Annotated in this window: 17 protein-coding genes and 1 pseudogene; 13 read left to right on the top strand and 5 right to left on the bottom strand. The window is 68.8% G+C overall.

All coding sequences use genetic code 11. The annotated features are described in order from the left end of the window. Positions 1–79: 79 nt before the first annotated feature. On the top strand, positions 80–1,420 hold the full coding sequence (locus ADE01S_RS01020; RefSeq protein ID WP_062679595.1) for a CitMHS family transporter: 1,341 nt from the start codon (positions 80–82) through the stop codon (positions 1,418–1,420). Between the two features lie 9 nt (positions 1,421–1,429). Then, complete coding sequence (gene phbB, locus ADE01S_RS01015; protein ID WP_062679594.1) at positions 1,430–2,170, top strand: acetoacetyl-CoA reductase; 741 nt, start codon at positions 1,430–1,432, stop codon at positions 2,168–2,170. A gap of 7 nt (positions 2,171–2,177) precedes the next feature. Here phbB and ADE01S_RS01010 read toward each other — a convergent pair whose 3' ends face one another. Together ADE01S_RS01010 and ADE01S_RS01005 are read right to left on the bottom strand one after the other, a co-directional pair. Continuing rightward, positions 2,178–3,143, bottom strand: a complete 966-nt coding sequence (locus ADE01S_RS01010; protein ID WP_062679593.1) for a tripartite tricarboxylate transporter substrate binding protein — start codon at positions 3,141–3,143, stop codon at positions 2,178–2,180. A gap of 40 nt (positions 3,144–3,183) precedes the next feature. Further along, on the bottom strand, positions 3,184–4,515 hold the full coding sequence (locus ADE01S_RS01005) for an arylsulfatase (protein WP_062679592.1): 1,332 nt from the start codon (positions 4,513–4,515) through the stop codon (positions 3,184–3,186). Positions 4,516–4,616: 101 nt separating this feature from the next. On the opposite strand from ADE01S_RS01005, the gene ADE01S_RS01000 reads away from it, so the two are divergent. From ADE01S_RS01000 to ADE01S_RS00975, 6 genes are all read left to right on the top strand, one after another. Beyond that, positions 4,617–5,522 (top strand): LysR family transcriptional regulator, encoded by a 906-nt coding sequence (locus ADE01S_RS01000; protein ID WP_062679591.1) that lies wholly within the window; start codon positions 4,617–4,619, stop codon positions 5,520–5,522. A 260-nt stretch (positions 5,523–5,782) separates the two neighbouring features. Further along, a complete protein-coding gene (locus ADE01S_RS00995; protein WP_062679590.1) occupies positions 5,783–6,724 on the top strand; it encodes an ABC transporter permease in 942 nt (313 codons plus the stop codon). Further along, on the top strand, positions 6,724–7,557 hold the full coding sequence (locus tag ADE01S_RS00990; RefSeq protein ID WP_062679589.1) for an ABC transporter permease: 834 nt from the start codon (positions 6,724–6,726) through the stop codon (positions 7,555–7,557). Before ADE01S_RS00995 ends, ADE01S_RS00990 begins: the two co-directional genes overlap by 1 nt. Before the next feature lie 3 nt (positions 7,558–7,560). Then, positions 7,561–9,411 carry a dipeptide ABC transporter ATP-binding protein gene (locus tag ADE01S_RS00985; RefSeq protein WP_062679588.1) on the top strand — a complete coding sequence of 617 codons (1,851 nt, stop codon included), beginning with the start codon at positions 7,561–7,563 and terminating at the stop codon, positions 9,409–9,411. 29 nt (positions 9,412–9,440) lie between these two features. After that, on the top strand, positions 9,441–11,033 hold the full coding sequence (locus ADE01S_RS00980; protein WP_062679587.1) for an ABC transporter substrate-binding protein: 1,593 nt from the start codon (positions 9,441–9,443) through the stop codon (positions 11,031–11,033). A 14-nt stretch (positions 11,034–11,047) separates the two neighbouring features. Next, a complete protein-coding gene (locus ADE01S_RS00975; protein ID WP_062679586.1) occupies positions 11,048–12,592 on the top strand; it encodes a M81 family metallopeptidase in 1,545 nt (514 codons plus the stop codon). A gap of 28 nt (positions 12,593–12,620) precedes the next feature. Here the strand turns inward: ADE01S_RS00975 and ADE01S_RS00970 are convergent, their stop codons facing one another. Together ADE01S_RS00970 and gcvA are read right to left on the bottom strand one after the other, a co-directional pair. Then, a complete protein-coding gene (locus tag ADE01S_RS00970) occupies positions 12,621–13,559 on the bottom strand; it encodes a LysR family transcriptional regulator (RefSeq protein ID WP_062679585.1) in 939 nt (312 codons plus the stop codon). 89 nt (positions 13,560–13,648) lie between these two features. Then, positions 13,649–14,560, bottom strand: a complete 912-nt coding sequence (gcvA, locus tag ADE01S_RS00965) for a transcriptional regulator GcvA (protein ID WP_062679584.1) — start codon at positions 14,558–14,560, stop codon at positions 13,649–13,651. A 155-nt stretch (positions 14,561–14,715) separates the two neighbouring features. On the opposite strand from gcvA, the gene ADE01S_RS00960 reads away from it, so the two are divergent. The 4 genes and pseudogenes from ADE01S_RS00960 to ADE01S_RS00950 all read left to right on the top strand — a co-directional run bounded on the left by ADE01S_RS00960 (position 14,716) and on the right by ADE01S_RS00950 (position 19,147). Next, the gene (locus ADE01S_RS00960) at positions 14,716–15,927 is read left to right on the top strand and encodes a CaiB/BaiF CoA transferase family protein (protein WP_062679583.1); all 1,212 of its coding nucleotides are present in this window, start codon (positions 14,716–14,718) and stop codon (positions 15,925–15,927) included. Continuing rightward, positions 15,924–17,066 (top strand): annotated as a pseudogene (locus tag ADE01S_RS32005) (acyl-CoA dehydrogenase family protein); the annotation flags it as partial. The gene ADE01S_RS00960 and the pseudogene ADE01S_RS32005, both read left to right, overlap by 4 nt. 78 nt (positions 17,067–17,144) lie before the next feature. Further along, positions 17,145–18,134 carry an acrylyl-CoA reductase (NADPH) gene (acuI, locus tag ADE01S_RS32000; protein ID WP_062679864.1) on the top strand — a complete coding sequence of 330 codons (990 nt, stop codon included), beginning with the start codon at positions 17,145–17,147 and terminating at the stop codon, positions 18,132–18,134. A gap of 44 nt (positions 18,135–18,178) precedes the next feature. Beyond that, the gene (locus ADE01S_RS00950; RefSeq protein ID WP_062679582.1) at positions 18,179–19,147 is read left to right on the top strand and encodes a tripartite tricarboxylate transporter substrate binding protein; all 969 of its coding nucleotides are present in this window, start codon (positions 18,179–18,181) and stop codon (positions 19,145–19,147) included. Positions 19,148–19,156: 9 nt separating this feature from the next. On the opposite strand, the gene norR is transcribed toward ADE01S_RS00950, so the two are convergent. Then, complete coding sequence (gene norR, locus ADE01S_RS00945; RefSeq protein WP_062679581.1) at positions 19,157–20,686, bottom strand: nitric oxide reductase transcriptional regulator NorR; 1,530 nt, start codon at positions 20,684–20,686, stop codon at positions 19,157–19,159. Positions 20,687–20,838: 152 nt separating this feature from the next. Between norR and ytfE the strand changes: the two genes are divergently transcribed. Continuing rightward, positions 20,839–21,534 (top strand): iron-sulfur cluster repair protein YtfE, encoded by a 696-nt coding sequence (gene ytfE / locus ADE01S_RS00940; protein WP_062679580.1) that lies wholly within the window; start codon positions 20,839–20,841, stop codon positions 21,532–21,534. Positions 21,535–21,575: the final 41 nt, after the last annotated feature.

The following is a 21,575-nucleotide window of genomic DNA, read 5'->3' as shown; positions in this document are numbered from 1 at the left end:
AGGTTTTGTTCCTAGTCTTGCGGGCCGGCTTCCCCCGCCGGAGGCATCGCATAACAACGACGAGTCGGAGATAACCCTCATGCTATTGACCCTGCTTGGCTTCGGCATGGTGATCACGTTCATGACGCTGATCATGACCAAGCGCCTGTCGCCCCTGGTGGCGCTCATCCTTGTCCCCATTATCTTCGCCTTGCTGGGCGGGTTCGGGGCGGGGATCGACAAGATGATGCTGGACGGAATCCGCAAGATCGCACCGACGGGCGTGATGCTGATGTTCGCCATCCTGTACTTCGGCGTCATGATCGACGCCGGCCTGTTCGACCCCATCGTCGGCCGCATCCTGCGCGCGGTGAAGGGCGACCCGTTGAAGATCGTGGTGGGCACGACCGTGCTGGCGCTGGTGATTTCGCTGGATGGCGACGGCTCGACCACCTACATGATCGTGGTGGCGTCGATGCTGCCGCTGTACCGCCGCCTGAAGATGAATGCCTTGTCCATGACCTGTCTGGCGATGCTGGCCAGCGGCGTGATGAACCTCACGCCCTGGGGCGGGCCGACGGCGCGCGCCGCCAGCGCCCTGCACGTGGACGCGGGCGACATCTTCGTGCCGCTGGTGCCGGTGATGGGCGTGGCGATCGTGGCCATCCTGGTCCTGGCGTTCTTCCTGGGCCTGCGCGAGCGCCGCCGGCTGGGCGTGCTGTCCCTGCCCGGGGGCGCGTCGCTGCACGCGGGCTACGACGAGGACGGCCCCAAGACGCTGCCCGAGATCGAGGTCGACCACGATCTGCGCCGCCCCAAGCTGCTGTGGGTGAACGCGGGCCTGACGCTGGCGCTGATGGTGAGCCTGGTGCTGGGCGTGCTGCCCTTGCCGGTGCTGTTCATGATTGCCTTCGCGATCGCGCTGGTCATCAACTATCCCGACCTGGCCGAGCAGCGCCGTCGCGTCGCGCAGCACGCGGGCAATGTGCTGTCGGTGGTATCGCTGATTTTCGCGGCCGGGATCTTCACCGGCATCCTGTCGGGCACGGGCATGGTCGAGGCCATGTCGCGCAGCCTGCTGGCGGTGATTCCCGACGCGATGGGGCCGTATCTGGCCGGCATTACCGCGCTGGTCAGCCTGCCGTTCACTTTCTTCATGTCCAACGACGCCTTCTACTTCGGCGTGCTGCCCATCCTGAGCGAAGCGGCCCAGGGCTACGGGATTTCGGCGGTCGAGATGGCGCGCGCGTCGCTGGTGGGCCAGCCGGTGCACTTGCTGAGCCCGCTGGTGCCGTCCACCTATCTCCTGGTGGGTCTGGCCGGCGTGGACTTCGGCGACCACCAGCGCTACTCGCTGAAGTGGGCGACGATGGTCTGCCTGGTGATGTTGGCCGCCGCGCTGGCGTTCGGCCTGTTCCCTCTCGTCGGTCAATCTTCCTAAGGACGCATCATGGCTTTGCGCATTGCTTATGTCACCAGCGGTATGGGCCATACCGGCACCGCGATCTGCCAGGCGCTGCACCGCGCGGGGCATCGCGTCGTGGCGGGCTGCGGGCCGCGTTCCTCGCGCAAGCGTCATTGGCTGGAGGAACAGAAGTCGCTGGGCTACGACTTCATCGCGTCCGAAGGCGACGCCACCGACTGGGCCTCGACCGAGGCGGCTTTCGACAAGGTGCGGCGCGAGGTCGGCGAGATCGACGTGCTGGTCAACAATGCCGGCTCGATGCTGGACATGCGCTTTCGCCAGATGACCCACGCGGACTGGTCGGCGGTGCTGCGCAGCAATCTGGACACGCTGTTCAACAGCACCAAGCAGGTCGTCGACAGCATGGCCGACCGGGGCTGGGGCCGCATCGTGAACATCGGTTCCGTCGCGGCCGAGAAGGGCCAGATCGGCCAGATCAACTACGCCACGGCCAAGGGCGCGGTCATCGGCTTCACGCGCTCGCTGGCTCAGGAGGTGGCGGCGCGCGGCGTGACCGTCAACCTGGTGTCGCCGGGCTTCATCGCCGACGACACCGTGAAGGCGTTTCCGCCGGCGCTGCTGGACCGCATCGTCGAAAGCGTGCCCGTGGGCCGGCTGGGCACCGCCCAGGACCTGGCGGGCCTGTGCGCCTGGCTGGCCTCCGACGAGGCCGCCTTCGTCACGGGCGCGAACTACGCGATCAACGGCGGCGTGTACATGAGCTAGGGCCTGCTCAGTTCTCCAGCTTGACCGCGCCGCTGTCCAGCAGCTTCTTCCACTTGGCGTCGTCCGCCTGGATGAAGGCCTGCAGGTCCGCCCGCGAGCCGCCGCCCGCGATCATGCCTGCGTTGTCGACGGCGGCCTTGAATTCCGGCGCGCGAATGGCGGCCTGCAGCGCCGCGTTGACCTGTTCCAGCTGCGCCTCGGGGATGGCCTTGCCGGCGGCCACGGAGAACCACTGCGTGGCCGCATAGCCCTTGAATCCGGACTCCTCCACGGTGGGCACGCCGGGCAGGCTGTCCAGCCGGTAGGGCGTGGTGACCGCGTAGGCCTTGAGCGTGCCCGCCTTGATCTGCGGCATGACCGGGGCCGACCCGAGGATGGCCAGCGGAATCTGGCCGCCGGCCACGTCGGCCACCGCCTGGCCGCCGCCCTTGTAGGGCACGTGCACGATGCGGGTGCCGGCATACTGGTTGAGCAGTTCGCCGGCCAGGTTCTGCGAGGTGCCGTTGCCCGAACTGCCGTAGCTCCAGGCCTCGGGCCGGCGCCGGGCGTCTTCCAGCACGTCCTGCAGCGATGCCCGCGCGTCCTTGGCCGGGCCGACGATGACCATCGGCCCCTGGGCCATCAGGATGACAGGCGACAGCTCGCGGCCGATCTGCGGCTGGGGCGTGGGATAGATCAGCGGTCCGGGCACGGTCAGCAGGTAGCCGTCGGCGGCCTTGCTGCGCGCCACCAGCTGCAGGGCGATGGCGCCCGCCGCGCCCGGGCGGTTTTCCACGACGACGTTCAGCCCGCTCTGCCGGGCCAGCTCCTGGGCGGCGATGCGGGTCAGCACGTCCGCGGTGCCGCCCGGCACGAAGCCGACGACCCAGGTGATCTGCTTGCCGGGCCAGTCCAGCTTGACGTCCGCCGCGACGGCGGCGGAAGAGACCGCGGCGCCGAGCAGCAGCGCGCCGCAATGGATAGCGAATTTCATGTTTTTCCCCTGCTGTTTTTGTCGGTCTGCCGCCTGGGCGTCAGCTGGGATCCAGCTTGCCGGGCGGGGTGTTCGGATGCGCGATGCACGACTGGTTGAACGCCTGCACCATTTTCAGGATAGGGCCGAGCACCCAGGTGTTGAAGATCAGGATGTCGCTCTCTTCCTTGGGATCCTGCTTCAGGTTGAACAGGTACGGCGATTCCAGCTTGCCCTTGCCTTCGTTGACTTCCGGTTCCCAGTAAAAGTGCAGCTTCCAGTCGCGCCACTTGACCGCGCGCAGGTCGTTCTTGATGTAGAACAGGAAGCCCTCGCGCGGCGAGGCCGCGCTGGCGCCGGTGAAGAAGTCGGTCTGGTCCACGCCGTCGATGGGCCGGTCCTGCGGAATGGGCGCGCCGCCGATCCGCGATAGCGTGGTGTACAGGTCCGTCACGTGGACGATCTCGTTGGACACCTGCCCCGGCTTCACCTTGCCGGGCCAGCGGATGATGAAAGGCACGCGCAGGCTGCCTTCCATGGCCGTGTGGTAGGTGCCGGTCCAGGGGCCGGCGGTGCCGCGGTACGGCTTGCGGAACTCCGGGCCGTTATCGCTGCAGAAAATGAAGACGGTGTCTTCGCGCAGGCCCAGTTCGTCCACGGCGCTGGCCACCTGTCCCACGCGGTGGTCCATTTCCACCATGGAGTCGGCGAAGTCGCCGGCGCCGGTGCGGCCCGCGAAGTCGGGGTGCGGCAGGGTGGGGAAATGCAGGTGCACCAGGGGCAGATAGAGGAAGAAGGGGCGGCCCGCCTCGGCATGCTTGCGCATGAAGCCCACGGATCGGTCCACCAGTTCGGCGTCGATCCCGCGGCGGGAGTCCAGGTCGTAGACCTTGACGTTCTCCGACGGCTCGCCCGCCTGGCCCTGCATGATGTGCGGGAGGTCCGCCACGGCCGGATCGAAGCCGATCGACGAGGTGAACTGGCTTTCGTCGGTGGTGCGCGGAATGCCGTACCACTCGTCGAAGCCGCGGTCGGATGGGTAGCGCCCGGGGATATCGCCCAGGTGCCATTTGCCATAGTGCGCCGTGGCGTACCCCTGCGCCGACAGCTGCTGCGCCAGGGTGATCTCGTCGCGCGCCAGCCCTTGGGGCAGGCCCGGCGGCACCGATTGCAGGCAACCGGTGCGGATGGGATGGCGGCCGCTCATCAGCGCCGAGCGCGTCGGCACGCAATCGCTTTCCACATTGAAGTTCTGCAGCAGCAGGCCTTCGGTGGCGAGGCGGTCGATGTGGGGCGTGGGGGCGCCGCGCAAGGCGCCGCCGCCATAACAGCCCAATTCCCCCCATCCCAGGTTGTCGGCCACGATCAATACGATGTTGGGCTTCTTTTCCATGCGCTGCGCCTCTTGTGTTGCTTCAGGGTCATGCCGGAAATTCTAGGATCGCCGGCTCGGCGTAATATTCCTTAAGATGAGCTAATGCATAACTACTGATTATGAATCTGTCGCTGCGGGACATTGAGTATTTCCTGGCCGTGGTGGAACACGGCAACCTGGATCGGGCCGCTTCCGCCTGCGGCGTCAGCCAGCCGGCGGTGTCCAAGTCCCTGCAAAGGCTGGAGGCGGACACGGGCCTGGCGCTGCTGGACAGGGGCGGGCGCGGCCTGCGCCTGACGTCGGCCGGGCTGGCGTTCCGCGAGCACGCGCAGCGGTTGTGGGCCGAGTATCGGGACGCGGTGCGCAACGCCATGGAGCTGCGGGTGGGGGAGGCGGGCCTGCTGCGGATCGGCGCCACCGGCGCTACCGTGGACAGCGTGGTAATGCCTGCCCTGCGGCTGTTGCTGCCGCGCCGGCCCGCGCTGCGGGTGCAGCTCACGCAGGGGCAGTCGGACGATCTCAACGAGCAGGTCGCGGGCGGCAAGCTCGACCTGGCCGTGACGCCGATCTATGCCGACGTGCCGGGCACGCTGCACCACGAACCGATACGGGAGGACGGCCTGTGCGTGGCCGCCAGCCGCAAGCATCCGCTGGCATCGCGGCGCAAGCTGGCGCTGCGCGATCTCGACGGCCAGCGCTGGATCCTGCCCATGCCCGGGTCCGTCGCGCGCCAGGCGATGGAGGCCGGCTATGCCGAGGCCGGCCTGGCGATGCCGCCGGCGGCGCTGGAGGTCCAGCACTTTTCCGGGGGCGCGCTGGCCTTGCTGGCGGCGTCGGACCTGCTGGCCCTCATGCCGCAGAGCGCCTTGAACGGCGACATCGCGGAACTGCCGGTGTCGCTGGGCCGGCCGCTGCGGCGCTGCATGGCGCTGGTCACGCGCCATGGCGCGACCTGGTCGCCGCTGATGCAGGAATTCCGCGCGGCGGTCCTGGACCGCGCGCGGCAAGGCGCGGAGTCGTCCTGAGGCGCCGGTCCGGCTCTCTTTCGGCCTAGGGGAATTCCCTAGCGGCGGTCCGCGCAGGCCTGGCGGGGATCCAGCCGTGGCAACGCTTTCCAAGACGATTCTAAAAAAGGCAATACTTTTTTAAGAATATTGATATGGTTCGAATCCTCCCCGCTATCTAGAATCCGCCGCAAGTCGCGCTGCGCGCTGCCGCCGCGCGACGTCCGGGAACACGGCCAGGCACCGCACCGGGCCGCGGCACTACTAGACAAGGGGAATCAATGCTCTCGTACACATTGCGACGGCTGCTCATGACGTTGCCCGTCATGCTGTTCGTCGCGCTGTTCGTATTCGGCCTGCTGGACCTGGCGCCGGGCGATCCGGCGGCGCTGCTGGCCGGCGAAGACGCCACGCCGCAGGACATCGCGCGCATCCGCGCCACGCTGGGCCTGGACCAGCCGTTCCTGCACCGCTTCGGCGAATGGGGCTGGAGCGTGCTGCACGGGGACCTGGGCACGTCGCTGTTCACCGGGCTGCCGGTCAGCCACATGATCGGCCAGCGCCTGGTGCCGACTTTCTCGCTGATGGTGATGACGCTGATCGTGTCGGTGGTCGTGGCCATTCCGATCGGTGCGCTGGCGGCCTGGAAGCACAACCGCCTGCAGGACCGCGGCATCATGGTCCTGGCCGTATTCAGCTTCTCCGTGCCTTCCTTCGCGGTGGGCTATCTGCTGGCCTGGATCTTCGGCCTGCAGCTGCGCTGGTTCCCGGTGCAGGGCTACGCGCCGCTATCCGCCGGGTTCTGGGCGTCCGTGCACACCCTGGTGCTGCCGGCCCTGGCGCTGGGCAGCGTCTACGTGGCGCTGATCACTCGCATCACCCGGGCGACGCTGCTGGAAACGCTCAGCCAGGATTACGTGCGCACCGCGCGCGCCAAGGGCGTCGGCAACCGCGGCCTGCTGTTCCGCCATGCGCTGAAGAACGCGGCGGTGCCCATCATCACGGTGATCGGCAGCGGCGTGGCCCTGCTGATCAGCGGCACGGTCGTGACCGAAACCGTGTTCTCCATCCCCGGCCTGGGACGCCTCGTGGTCGACGCCATCCTGCGGCGCGACTACCCCGTCATCCAGGGCGTGATCCTGCTGTTCAGCTTCATGTACGTGCTGGTCAACCTTCTGGTCGATCTGCTTTACCGCGCCTTTGACCCGAGGATCAAGTACTGATGAATACCTATACCGGCTTTCTCAAGCGGCATCCCACCACTGCCGTGGGCGGCGCGCTGCTGCTCCTGCTGTTCCTGGTGGCGCTGTGCGCGCCCTGGCTGGGCACGGTGGATCCGACGGCGCTGTCTCCCATCCACCGCACCCGCTCGCCGAACGCGCAATTCTGGTTCGGCACGGACCTGCTGGGGCGCGACGTGTACTCGCGGGTGATCTACGGCGCGCGCGTTTCGCTGATCGTGGGCTTCACGGTGGCGGCGCTGTCCACGGTCATCGGCGTGCTGATCGGCCTGGCGGCCGGCTTCGTGCGCTGGGTGGACGCGGTGGTGATGCGGATCATGGACGGCTTCATGTCCATCCCGACCATCCTGCTGGCCATCGCGCTGATCGCGCTGACCCGCGCTTCCCTGCAGAACGTGATCATCGCCATCACCATCGCGGAGGTGCCCCGCGTGGTGCGGCTGGTGCGCGGGCTGGTGCTGTCGCTGCGCGAGCAGCCCTACGTGGAGGCGGCGGTGGCCGCGGGGGCCAGCCGCGTGCGCATCGTGCTGCGGCACATTTTCCCGAACACGCTGGCCGCCCTGATGGTGCAGGCCACCTATATCTGCGGCGTGGCGATCCTGGCCGAGGCCAGCCTGTCGTTCATCGGCGCGGGCGTGCCGCCGTCGGTGCCGTCGTGGGGCAACATCATGGCCGAAGGGCGCGCGCTGTGGCAGATCAAGCCGCACCTGATCGCCTTCCCGGCGGTGTTCCTGTCGATCACGATCCTGGCGATCAACATGCTGGGCGACGGACTGCGCGACGCGGTGGATCCGCGCATGGCCAAGAGGATCTGAACCATGGACACGACAATGAAACAGAACCGTCGAGTGCTGGAGGTCGAAGACCTGTCGATCTCCTTCGGCCGCGGCGACAACGCGTTTCGCGCGGTCAAGTCCCTCAGCCTGCACGTGGACCGCGGCGAGACGCTGGCCATCGTGGGCGAATCCGGCTCGGGCAAATCGGTGACCTCGCTGGCCGTCATGCGGCTGGTGGAGTTCGGCGGCGGCCGCATCGAGAGCGGGCGCATGACCTTCCATCGGGGCCCGGGCGAGGCCGTGGACCTGGTCGCGGCCTCCGAGGACAGCATGCGCGCCATGCGCGGCAACGACCTGGGCATGATCTTCCAGGAGCCCATGACCTCGCTCAATCCGGTGTTCACGGTGGGCAGCCAGATCGTCGAGGCGATCCGGCTGCATCAGCCCGGCGACGCGAAGTCGGCGCAGGCCGCCGCCAGGCGCATCCTGGACCAGGTCCGCATCCCGGACGCCGCCGCCATCATGGGGCGCTATCCGCACGAACTCTCGGGCGGCATGCGCCAGCGCGTGATGATCGCCATGGCGCTGTCCTGCAAGCCGGCGCTGCTCATCGCCGACGAACCCACCACGGCGCTGGACGTCACCATCCAGGCGCAGATCCTGCAGCTGATCCGCGAACTGCAGCACGAGATGGACATGGGCGTCATTTTCATCACGCACGATATGGGCGTGGTGGCGGAGGTGGCCGACCGCGTCATGGTCATGCGCAAGGGCGACGTGGTCGAGAACAACGACGTGCAGGGCCTGTTCCAGGCGCCGCAACATCCCTACACCCAGGCCTTGATGGCCGCCGTGCCCCGGCTGGGCGCCATGCGCGGCACCGCGCTGCCGGCGCGCTTTCCGCTGCTGTCGGGCGGCGGGGCGGAGCGGCCGCCCAAGCCGCCCGCCGTCGCCGCCAAGGACGAGGTGGTGCTGAGCGTGCGCGGCCTGGTGACGCGCTTCGACGTGCGCGGCGGCGTGTTTGCCCGCGTCAAGAAGCGGGTGCACGCCGTGGAGCAGGTGAGCTTCGACCTCCACGCGGGCGAGACCCTGTCGCTGGTGGGCGAGTCTGGCTGCGGCAAGACCTCGACGGGGCGTTCGCTGCTGCGGCTGGCCAAGACCACCCGGGGCACCATCGCGTTCCAGGGCAAGCCCGTGAGCCAGGACGATCCCGCCTCGCTGCTGGCCTTGCGCCGGAACATGCAGTTCGTGTTCCAGGACCCCTTCGCGTCGTTGAACCCGCGCATGCGGGTGGGCGATTGCGTGAAGGAGCCGATGCTGATCCACCGGCTGCACAGCGGCGAGCAGGCCGACCGGCGCGCGGCCGAACTGTTCGAGCGCGTGGGGCTGGATCCTTCCATGATGCGGCGCTGGCCGCACGAGTTCTCGGGCGGCCAGCGGCAACGCATCTGCATCGCGCGGGCGCTGTCGGTGGACCCCAAGGTGCTGATCGCCGACGAGTCCGTCTCCGCGCTGGACGTATCGATCCAGGCGCAGATCGTGAACCTGCTGATCGACCTGCAGCGCGACCTGGGCGTGAGCTACCTGTTCATTTCGCACGATATGGCGGTGGTGGAGCGCATCAGCCACCGGGTGGCGGTGATGTACCTGGGCCAGATCGTCGAAATCGGCCCGCGCCAGGCGATTTTCGAGAACCCGCAGCATGCCTATACCAAGAAGCTGATGCAGGCCGTGCCCATCGCGGATCCCGCGGCGCGGCGCCGCGGCCCGCTGGAACTCAGCGAACTTCCCAGCCCGGCGCGGGCGGTGGGCGACGAACCCGTCGTGCAGCCGCTGGTGCAGGTAGGCGAGGGGCATTTCGTGGCGCGGCACCGCATCGGCGGCGCGTACTGATTTTTTCCTTTTTATCCCGGAGATGAAAAATGGATCGTAGGAATTTCCTGTTGGCTTCGTCCGCTTCGGCGGCCGCCTGGGCCTTGCCCGGCCTGTCCTGGGCCGCGCCCGCGAAGACGTCGTTCCGCTGGGTTCCCCAGGCGGACCTGACCTTGCTGGACCCGATGTTCACCACGGTGGCCATGACCCAGGTGCACGCCCAGTTGGTGTTCGACACGCTCTACGGCCTGGACGAGCAGTACCAGCCCAGCCCCCAGATGGCCGCCGGCCACGTCAGCGAGAACGACGGCCTGCTGTGGAAAATCACGCTTCGCGACGGCCTGGCCTTCCACGACGGCGCGCCGGTGCGCGCGCAGGACGCGGTCGCCAGCATCCAGCGCTGGGCCAAGAAGGACCTGATGGGCCGTTCGCTGATGCAGGCGACCGAATCGCTGACCGCGACGGACGACAAGACCATCCAGTTCCAGCTCAAGAAGCCCTTTCCGCTGATCCTGCACGCGCTGGGCCGGCAGTCGGGCAACATGGCCTGCATCATGCCCGAGCGCCTGGCGAAGCTGCCGGAGACCGAGGCCGTCAAGGAAATGGTCGGCAGCGGCCCCTTCACCTTCGCCTCCGGCAAATGGGTCTCCGGCTCGCGCGTGGTGTACGAGAAGTTCGCCGGCTACGTGCCGCGCAAGGACGAGAAGAAGCCCGTGTTCACGGCCGGCCCCAAGCTGGCGCACGTGGACGAAGTGCACTGGCACATCATCCCGGACCGCGCGACCGCGATCGCGGCCCTGCAGGCCAATGAGGTCGACGGCGTGGAAATGGTGGACAGCGACTTCCTGCCCATCCTGAGCCAGGACCCCAACATCCGCCTGGTCAAGCGCAGCCTGCCCACCATCGGCGTGATGCGTTTCAACCACCTGCATGCCCCGTTCAACAACCCGGCGATCCGCCGCGCGGTGCTGAGCGCGGTCAACCAGACCGAGTACATGACGGCGATGAACGGCGCCGACTTTCCCGAATACTGGAGCGACCGTTGCGGCGTGTTCGTCCCGGGCTCGCCCATGGACAGCGACGCCGGCATGGAAACGCTCACCGGCAAGCGGGATATCGACGCGGCCCGCGCCGCGATCAAGGCGGCCGGCTACAACGGCGAGACCGTGGTGCTGCTGGATCCGGTGGATTTCCCGACCTGGCACGCCGCGGCCCTGGTCACCGCCGACCTGTTCAAGCGCCTCGGTTTCAAGGTGGACGTGCAGACCATGGACTGGGGCACCGCCGTGCAGCGCCGCAACAACCAGGAAGCGCCCACCGCGGGCGGCTGGAGCGTGGCGTTCACCGGCAACACCGGCCCCAACAACCTGGACCCGGCCGGCCACCTGGCGCTGCGGGGCAACGGCAAGCAGGCCTGGTTCGGCTGGCCCACCAGCGAACGCCTCGAACAATTGCGGCTGGACTGGTTCAACGCGGCCGACCTGGACGCCCAGAAGAAGATCTGCCGCGAGATCCAGTTGCAGGTATTCGAGGACGTGCCCTACATTCCGCTGGGCGCCAGCTACCCGGTCAGCGCGCTGCGCAGCAACTGGAAGGATTTCCAGCCGCAGATGTCGCTGTTCTACACCCTGCACAAAGCCTGACCGAGGATGTCCGTATGAGCAGCAAGGCTCCGAAAGTAGCCATTCTGGGCTTCCACCTGGAATCCAACGCGTTTTGCCCGCCCTCGGTCGAAGCCGACTTCCTGGCGCAGTGCTGGGAGGAGGGCGATGCGATCAGCGAGTTGGTGCGGGGGCCCAGCCGCCTGCCCAGCGAGGTGGCGGGGTTCTATGACCGCATGAACCAGCTCGGCGACTGGACCCCGGCGCCGCTGATCGTGATCGGCGCGCCGCCGGGCGGCCCGGCCGGCGCCAGCGTGTGGGCCACCTTCCTGGCCGAGGTGGAGCGGCGCCTGCGGGCGGCCCTGCCCGTGGACGCAGTGTACGTGGCCAACCATGGCGCCTCGTCCGCGGTGGGCGAGAACGATACCGAGGGCGTGCTGATGCGCCTGCTGCGAGAGATCGTCGGCCCCGACGTTCCCGTCGTGGCCACGCACGACCTGCACTGCAACGTCTCGGCCGAGACCGTGGCGGCGCTGGACGGCCTGATCGCCTATCGCACCAACCCGCACGTGGATCAGCGGGAGCGGGCGGCGGAAGCCGCGGACATGATCCACGAGATCCTGGGCGGAACCCGCATGGTCACCGCTTACGTGCGCCTGCCGCTGACGCCGCCGTCCGTCACGCTGTCGACGGCCAGCGGGCCCTACGCCGATCTGGTGGCGCTGGGCGCCTCGCTGACGCAGAAGCCGGAAGAAGGGCCGATCGCCAACGTGGCGGTGTGCGCGGGCTTCGTATTCTCCGACCTGCCGAAATGCGGCGTGACCATCACGGTCACCGCCCGCGGCGACCTGCAGGCGGCGCGCAGCAAGGCCTTGCAGGTGGCGCGCGCGGGCTGGGCCGATCGCGGCCGCTATGTGGCCAACACCGTCGAGGTGGCGCGCGCGGTCGAACTGGCGCGCGACGCGTCCCGGCCGCTGCTGTTCGCCGACGTGGCCGACAATCCGGGCGGCGGCGGGCGGGGCAACACCACCTGGTTGCTCAAGGCCTTCGACGAGGCGCGCATCCCGGGCGTGGTGCTGGGCGTGTTCGTCGACCCGCAGCTGGTGGAGCAGGCGACGGCGCTGGGCGCGGGCGCGGAATTCGAGGCGGTGTTCAACCGGGTCGAAACCGAGTACTCGCGGCGCTACGCGGCGCGGGCGCGGGTGCTGAAGCTGACCGACGGCGAAGGCATGGGCCGGCGCGGGATCCTGAAGGGGCGCAAGTTCTCGATGGGCGACACCTGCCTGCTGGAGCTGGTCGATTCGGGCATGAAGATCGTGGTGGGCAGCCTGCGCCGCCAACTGGCCGAACCCGCGATGCTGGAGATGCACGGCATCGACATCGCGCGGGCGGGGCACGTCATCGTCAAAAGCCGCGGCCATTACCGGGCGGGCTTCGACGAGTTCTTCCCGAACGAGTGCATCCACGACGTCGACAGCCCGGGCCTGACCACGCCGAACCTCAAGCAGATCTCGTTCAAGGGCCTGCCCCGGCCCGTCTGGCCGCTGGACGACGCGGCGGCCTGGCGCGAGCCCGACTGGGCGGCCGAACTGCGCGAGTAGCCCGACGGCACGGCTCGCCGCCGCCTGCCTAGCGGGCGGCGTCGGGCCCCACCGCCAGCCAGGCCGGGTCGGCGTAGGCGGCGTCGATGTGCGCCGTCAGCGCCTCGACGAAGCGGGTGACGCTGGGCGGCAGCTGGCGGCCGGCCATCGTCTGGATGTGCATATTGCGCTGGTGCAGATCGGCGTTGGACATGGGGATCGCGATCAGCTCGCCGCGCTCGGTCGAGGTCATGACCGTCAGGTCGCCGGAAAAGCTGATCGCGCCCCACTGCTGGCAACTGGTCTGGATCGCGCCCTGGTTATTGCAGGTCATCGCCACGTTGAGTTCGAACTTCTCGTGCATGCAGCACAGGTCGATGATGAAGCGTATGGTGCTGCCGGGGCCCATCAGCGCCACCGGATACTGGCCGATGTCCCGCATCGAGAGCGTCTTGCTGCCGGCCAGGGGATGATCCGGCGCCATCACGGCGAAGACCGGCATGCGGCGCGCATACTGCACGTGCACCCCCTGCGGCGGAGACAGGTTGTAGCTCATGCCGATATCGTCCTCGCCTTCGCGCACGCGCCGGTTGATTTCCGAGGATTGCAGGATATTGAGCTCGAATCGCAGCGCCGGTTCGAGCGCGCGCATTTCGCCGATCACGCGCGGCAGCAGCTCGCGCCCGAAGGCCTGGTTGGCCGAGATGCGGATGAGCTTCTGGCCGATCTCGCTCAGGTCGCGGATTTCGGCGCGGGCGCGTTCGGCCTCCAGCGAGGCGCGGCGCGCATAGGCCTTCAGCAGCTGGCCGGCTTCGGTCAGCACCATGCCGCGCGCGTGGCGGTCGAACAGCAGGGTCTGGTGTTCTTCTTCCAGCTTGCGCACCATTCGGCTGACCGCCGAGGGCGCCACGTGCAGCTTCTGCGCGGCGACGGTCAGCGAGCCGGAGTCCACGACTTCCAGGAAATAGCGCAGGGCAGTGTTGAGCATGGCGGCGAGTAGGTTTGCGGCGTGCCCATACTAACAGGGCCGCCCGGGCGGCAAGGCGCGTTGCGCCATGCCGGCGGCCCGAGGCGGGCTCAGCCGCCCGGCACCAGCGTTTCCATATGCTTGTTGAAGCGCTCGCCTTCCACCATCAGCCAGTCGCAGAACGTTTTCAAGAGCGGGTCGTGGCGCCGCTCTTCGCGGATGATGATGAAGTAGCCGGGCGACTGGACGGTGAGCGGCCCGAACGGCGCGACCAGCCGCCCGTCCTCGATGTCGCTGGCCACCAGCGATGAATAGCCGATGGTCATGCCCAGGCCGTCCAGCGCGGCTTGCAGCGCGAAGTACAGGTGCTCCAGTTCCAGCGATTCGGCCGGCACGACCCGGCTGTGCTGCACGCTGGCGAGCCAGTCGCTCCACGCGCTGCGCCGCGCATGGCAGTGCAGGAAAGTGTGGCGCGACAGATCGGTGATGCGCGCCAGCGGCAGCCGCTGCAGCAGGCCGGGGGCGCATACCGGAAAGAAACTCTCGTTGAGCACGCGGCGCTTGTAGAGGCCCGGCACCGGCTCGGCCTCGCGGCGTATCACCACGTCCAGGTTCGACGGGAGGCGGCGGTAGGGCTCCAGCCCGGTGGAAATCTCCACCTCCACCTCCGGGTATTGCTCGCGGAATCGCGCCAGGCGTGGGAACAGCCAGCGCATGGTGAACGTGGGCAAGGCGTTGACGCGCAGCACCTCGCGCGAGCGCAGGCTGCGCGAAGCCGAGGCGATGGCGTTGAGCGCGGGGCTGATGGTGTCCAGGTACAGCCGCCCCTGGTCCGTCAGCTCTATCTTCTTGCCCAGGCGCCGGAACAGCTTTACGCCCAGCCAGTCTTCCAGCGCCTTGATCTGGTGGCTGATCGCCCCATGCGTGACCGACAGCTCGTCGGCGGCCTGCGTAAAGCTCAACTGGCGGCCGGCGGATTCGAAGGCGCGGATGGAAGTCAGCGGCGGCAGTCTGGGTTTCATTGTGAAATTACCTCACAACAGTCGCGAGAAATGATGCCTGGCCCTTGCGCGTGCCCCATGCTGGAATACGCCCCATGGTTGCAGACCGGGGAATCGCGGCGACGGACGCCATGCCGCGAGACGCTGTGAATTTAACTCACTGGAGGGGCGCAGGCATGCTGCAGGGCAAGGTCGTACTGGATCTGACTTGGGTGCTGGGCGGGCCGTTTGCCGGCCAGCTGCTGGCCCAGCTGGGCGCCGAGGTCATCAAGGTGGAGCCGGTGGGCGGCGATTACGCGCGCTCGGTGCCGCCGGTATCCGACGCGCTGGATTCGCCGTTCTTTCTGTCGGTGAACCGAGGCAAGCGCAGCGTGGCGCTGGACCTGAAACATCCATTGGGCCGCCAGGCCTTCCAGGACCTGGTGCGCGAGGCCGATGCCGTGATCTATGGGTTCGCCTCGGATGTGCCGGCCCGCCTGGGGCTGGACCACGCTACGCTGGCGGCGATCAATCCGCGCATCGTGGTCGGCCAACTGATCGGGCTGGACGACCGGGGCGCCTATGCGGGCGCGCCGGCCTTCGACTTGATGCTGCAGGCCATGTCGGGCTTGATGAGCATCACGGGCGAGGCGGGCGGCAAGCCGGTGCGCGTGGGCTATCAGGTGGCGGACCTGGCGGGCGGGCTCTACCTGGCCCTGGGCGTGGCGGCGGGGCTGGTGCAGGCGCAGGCTTGCGGCGTGGGCGAGCGCGTCCAGGTGTCCCTGTTCGATGCGCAGGTGGCCATGCTGACGTGGCAGGCGCAAGGCTACCTGCAGGGCGGCCCCGCGCCGCGCGCGAGCGGGGCGCGCCACGCGATGATCGCTCCCAGCGATATCTACCGCAGTTCGGATGGCCGCTGGATCGCGCTGGCGCCCACCGGCGACGCATTCTGGCAGGCCTTGTGCTCGGCCATCGGGAGGCCGGAACTGGCGTCGGACGCCCGTTACGCCACACCGGCGGCGCGGGTGGCGAACGTGGACGCCCTGACCGGCGACCTGGCGGGCGCCATCAGCCGGCGCACTGCGCAGGAATGGCTGGACATCTTCGACGCGCAGCGCGTGCCCGCCGCGCTGGTGCTGGGCGTGGACGAAGCCTTGGCGCATCCCCTGGCGGCGTCTCGCGGCATGGTCGAGGCCGTGGCCCGCCCGCAAGGCGGAGAGTCGGTGCGCATGCTGGGCAACCCCTTCAAATTCGACGGCCAGCCTGTGCTGGGATATCCGCCGGCGCTGGGGCAGGATACCGAGGCGCTATTGCGCGGCATGGCCGGCTACGACGACGCCAGCCTGGCTGCGCTGCGGGAGGCGGGCGCCATACGGACCGGCGTGGAAGTTGCCGGAGCGGCGCGATGAATGCCGCCTTGGACGAGCGCGACGCGGGATTGAGCGACGAGGCGCTCGCGCTGCTGCGCGGCGTGGCGGCATTCGCGCGGGACGAGGTGGCGCCGCTCGCGGCGGCGGGCTGCGGCGCTCAGCCCTGGGCCGGCGGGTTGATCCGCCAGGCGTGCCGGCTGGGCCATGCGGGCATCGAGATCCCGGTCGAGCAAGGCGGGCTGGGCCTGCCTTACCGCATGCGAGCCAGGGTGGCCGAAGTCCTGGGGGCAACGGATTTCGCTTTCGCCTTCGCCTTCATCAACCAGCACAACGTGGCGCTGCGCATTGCGGAGCACGGCAGCGATGCGGCCCGCAAGCGCTACCTGCCGGGGCTGTTGGCCGGCGACCTGATCGGCGGCACCGCGATGTCGGAGCCGCGCGCGGGCAGCGATTTCGCCGCCATCGCCACGCGTGCGCGGCGACGCGACGGGGGCGGCTGGATCCTGGACGGCGAGAAGGCCTGGGTGGCCAACGCCGCTGGCGGCGAACTGGCGCTGGTGTTCGCGCAAACGGAGCCGGCCCGCGGGTCCGCAGGCATCGCCTGCTTCATCGTCGACCTGCGCGCGCCGCAGTGCGAGCGCGTCGCGGGCGAGCCGCTGGAAGGGCTGGGCGCGGCAGGCATCGGCGGCTTCCGCTTGACGGGATATCCGGCCGAAGACAGTGATGTCCTCTATGCGCCCGGACAGGGTTTCTCCATGGCGCTGGCCGGTGTCAACAAGGCGCGCACGCATATCGCGGCGATGGCCACGGGGCTGCTGGACAGCGCGCTGCGGGCGGCGGTGCGCCACGCCTCCTCCCGGCAGGCCTTCGGCCGTCCCATCATCGAGCAGCAGGGGCTGCGCTGGTCGCTGGCGGACGTGGCGTTGCGGCTGCAGGTCCTGCGGATGCTGACCGACCGGGCGGCCGGCCTGATCGACGCGGAGTCCGACGAGGCCGTGCCCGCCGCGGCCATGGCCAAGAAGTACGCCGGCGACGAATGCCTGGACGCGGTGTCCGCCTGCGTGCAGGTCCTGGGCGCGGGCGGGCTGTTGCCGGCCCAGGGCATGGCGCGGCGGCTGTTGGCGGCCAAGGCGCTCTGCTACGCGGATGGCACCACCGAAATGATGAACGAGCGCATCGCGGCCGGCTTGGCGTCGCGCTATGCCTCGGCGCCGTCGGCTGCAACGGCCGCCGGCGCCACCGAGAGGGAGACAGGCATGCCGTATCGGGCATTGAAGTTGGCGAAGGGCGAAGGGGGCGCGACGCTGGTCAGGTTGGAACGCATCGCCGAGGAGGAGTTGCCGGAGGGCGAGGTGCTGGTGGACGTGGCGTACTCGTCGCTCAACTACAAGGACGCGCTGGCGATCACCGGCCGGTCGCCCGTCGTGCGCAGCTTTCCCATGGTGCCGGGCATCGATTTCGCGGGCCGGGTGCGGCGCAGCGCCGACCCGCGCTTCAAGCCGGGCGACGCGGTGCTGCTCAATGGCTGGGGCCTGGGCGAAACGCGTTGGGGCGGCCTGGCGCAGGCCGCGCGAGTGCCCGCCGACTGGCTGCTGCCCCTGCCCGAGGGCATGGATGCGCGGCAGGCCATGGCCATCGGCACGGCGGGCTATACGGCGATGCTCTGCGTAATGGCGCTCGAACGCCACAACGCCACGCCCGACGGCGGCCCGGTGCTCGTCACGGGCGCCAATGGAGGGGTGGGCACCGTCGCCATCGCGTTGCTGGCGGGCAAGGGCTATACGGTAACGGCCAGCACCGGACGGCCGCAGGAAGCGGACTATCTGCGCAGCCTGGGCGCCAGCGGCATCCTGGATCGCGTCGCGCTCTCGGCGCCGGGCAAGCCTCTGCAGAAGGAGGCGTGGGCGGCGGCGGTGGATTGCGTCGGCAGCCACACGCTGGCCAATGTACTGGCCGGCATGCGCTACGGCGCCCCGGTGGCGGCTTGCGGACTGGCCCAGGGCATGGACCTGCCGGCGACAGTGGCGCCTTTCATCCTGCGCGGCGTGACGCTGGTCGGGGTGGATAGCGTCTACGCGCCAATGGCGCTGCGCGCCGAGGCGTGGAACAGACTGGCCCGGGAACTGCCGCGAGGCATGCTGGACGGCAACACCCGCGAACTGGGCTTGTCGGAGATCGAAGCGGCCGCGGCGCCGTTGCTGGAGGGCAGGATACGAGGCCGCATCGTCGTCGATGTGAACCGATAAGGGCCGCAGCATAGCGGCCCGCACACCACCAAAGGAGACTGGGCATGATGAAGCAACGATGGCGGTCCGTCATCGCGGCGGGGGCGCTTTTCGCCGCCGCCGGGGCGGCATGGGGGCAAGGGTATCCGGATAGGCCGTTGCGGTTGATCGTGCCGTTTCCGCCGGGCGGCTCGGTCGACTACGTGGCGCGCAACATCGCGCCGGTGCTGTCGCAGAAACTGGGGCAGACCGTGGTGGTGGACAACAAGGGCGGCGCGTCCGGCACCATCGGCACGGCGGAGCTGGCGCGCGCGCCGGCCGACGGCTACACCCTGATGCTGGCCTTCGACTCGCACGCGGTCAACGGCTCGCTCTACAAGAACCTGCAATACGACACCATCAAGTCGTTCGACTACATCAGCCTGATCGGCACCATGCCCGCCGTGCTGCTCACAGCCAAGAAGACCGGCATCACCACGCTGCAGCAGTTCCTCGACTATGCGCGGGCGCATCCTGGCCAGGTGAATTACGGCTCGTCCGGAGTGGGAGGCTCGAACCACCTCAACCTGGCGGCGCTGGCCGCGCGCACGGACATCAAGGTGACGCACGTGCCTTACCGCGGCGGCGGGCCGATGTTCAATGCGGTGCTGGGCGGCGAGGTGGACGTCGTGATCGCCAGCCTGCCCACGATCGTCGGCTTCGTGCAGGGCGGGCGGCTGAACGCCCTGGCCATCGGCACCGCCCAGCCCTCGCCGGCGCTGCCGGACGTGCCGCCCATCGCCGCGCTCGTGCCCGGCTTCGAGGCCTATTCCTGGGTGGGCATGCTGGCGCCCGCCGGCCTGCCGCCGGCGGTGCGAGAGCGCGTGCAGCAGGCGCTGCGCGACACCCTGGCGACGCCGCAGGTCAAGAACAGCATGGAGCAGGGCGGCTTCAACATCGTGTCCAGTTCCCCCGAGGAATTCCAGGAGCGCGTGCAGGCGGAATCGCAGCGCTGGGGGAAACTGATACGGGATACGGGAATCAAGATCGAGTAGCGGCGCCGCTCATCCCTTCAGGCCGATGCGCCGGGCGAGCTTGTGCAGGTTGCTGGGATCGACTTCCAGCGCTCGCGCCGCATTGGCCCAGTTGCCCTGGTTGGCGTCCAGGGCGCGGCGGATCGCCTGGCGCTGGCAGGCGTCGACGGCCGCGCGCAGCGACGGCGTCGCGCTCGCGGCGTCCGCGCCGGCATCCTCGTCTTCGAGCGGGGCGGACGGCATGTCGCCGTCGGACAAATCCAGCAGCTTGGCGCCCAGCGTCACGATCTCGTTGCGGCTGGCGCCATGGCTGACGGCCTTGATGGCGGCTCGGCTGATGACGTGTTCAAGTTCGCGCACGTTGCCGGGCCAGCGGTAGCGGCGCATCATTTCCTCGGCTTCCGGCGACAGCCTCAGGCTGCGCAATCCCAGGCGGGCCCGGTTCAGCTCCAGGTAGCGGCCGGCCAGCAGCAGCACGTCGTTGCCGCGGTCGCGCAGCGGCGGGATCGGGATCGGATAGACGGACAGGCGGTGATAGAGGTCGGCGCGGAAGTCGCCCGCGCGCACCAGGTCGCGCAGGCTGCGGTTGGTGGCGGCCACGATGCGCACGTCGACCCGGCGCGGGCGGTCGTCGCCCAGCCGCTGGATTTCGCCGTTCTGCAGGGTGCGCAGCAGCTTGGCCTGCACCAGGAGCGGCAGTTCGCCCACTTCGTCCAGGAACAGGGTGCCGCCGTTGGCGGCTTCGAAGCGCCCGGGGCGGTCGGTGACCGCGCCCGAGAACGCGCCCTTGGCATGGCCGAACAATTCGCTTTCGGCCAGGGATTCGGGCAACGCGGCGCAGTTCACGTGGACCAGCGGTTTGTCGCGGCGGCGCGACAGGCGGTGCACGCGATGCGCGAACAGCTCCTTGCCCACGCCGGTCTCGCCCAGCAGCAGGATGGGCAGCTCCGAATCCGCCACCACCTCGATCTCGTGCAGCAGCCGCCCGATGGATTCGCTTTGCCCCAGGATCTCGTTGCTGTCGGGCGCGGCGCTGTCCGCCGGCTCGGCCCCGCGCGCCACGCGCAGCGCGCGGATCTCGGCCTCCAGCCGCGTCGTCCGCAGCGCGGCTTCCAGCAGGACGATGTAGTCGCGCAGGTCGGATTGGGCGTCGCCGTCGAATGTGCCGACTTCCAGCGCGTCCAGCGTCAGCACGCCCCAGGGCCGCCCTTCGATGTGCAGGCTGGTGCCCATGCAGTCGTGCACCGGCAGGGGTTCGCCCGCCATGCCGTTGATCAGCCCGTCGTAGGGGTCCGGCAGGGTGCTGTCGTGATGGAAGCAGGTGACGCCGCGCCGCGCCAGGATGGCCGCCAGCCGGGGATGCTGCTGCACCGCGAAGCGGCGGCCGAGCGCATCCTGCGTCAGGCCGTCCACCGCGATGGGGCGCAGGTGGTCTTCCTCCAGCTGCAGCAGCGCCACGGCGCCGCAACGGAAATGCGTGCGCAGGCTGGAGACCAGCCGCTGCAGGCGGACGGCGGGGGGCAGGTCGACGACCAGATCGGCGAGCAGGAGGTTTTGCATGGGGTGAATTTTACCCTTGCCAGGTGAATATCACCCAGCCAGCGAAGGGTGATATTCACCCTTTAATTTGCAGGTGTTTGATAAATCACAACTTTTTCCTGGCACGGTTTTCGCTCTTATCCAGGTACCCGTCACGATCAATGGAGAAGACGATGAGCATGGTTGAGCAATCCCTGGGCCAACTGGCCCGCAGCATTCCCGGCGCCACCCAGGTGTTTCATGAGTATGAGCTGGACTTCTGCTGTGGCGGCAAGAAAAGCCTGGCCGCGGCCGCCGCCGAGCGCTCGCTGGACGTGGCGCAGATCGAAGCGCGCCTGACCGCGCTGGCGCAGAACCCCGCCCAGGAAACGGACTGGGGCCTGGCCTCGCCGGCGGAACTGATCGACCACATCCTGGAGCGCTACCACGAGGTGCACCGCCAGCAGCTGCCCGAACTGATCCGCCTGGCGCTGAAGGTGGAGCAGGTGCATGCCGACAGCCCGGATTGTCCGACCGGGCTGGCCGACCACCTGCGCGTCATGCAGCAGGAACTGGAAAGCCACATGCAGAAAGAAGAGCAGGTGCTGTTCCCGATGCTGGCCCGCGGGCACGGCGCCATGGCGACCATGCCCATCCGGGTCATGCGCATGGAGCACGACGACCACGGCGTGGCGCTGGAACGCCTGCTGGCGCTGACCAATGGCGTGACGCTGCCGCGCGCCGCCTGCAATACCTGGCGCGCGCTCTATCTGGGCATCCGGACCTTCAAGGAGGACCTGATGGCGCACATCCACCTGGAGAACAACATCCTGTTCGAGAACGCCGGCGGCTCCACCGAGCCCGCGCACGGCCTGCGGGCGGCGGGCTGAAGGCAGCGGGCGGGGCGGGGCGATCGGCCCCGCCGCCCGGG

The sequence above is a fragment of the Achromobacter denitrificans NBRC 15125 genome (genome assembly GCF_001571365.1).
GTDB classification, from domain to species: Bacteria; Pseudomonadota; Gammaproteobacteria; order Burkholderiales; family Burkholderiaceae_B; genus Achromobacter; species Achromobacter denitrificans.
The sequence above is the reverse complement of the archived record's forward strand: the minus strand, read 5'-3'. Positions and strand labels throughout refer to the sequence as shown.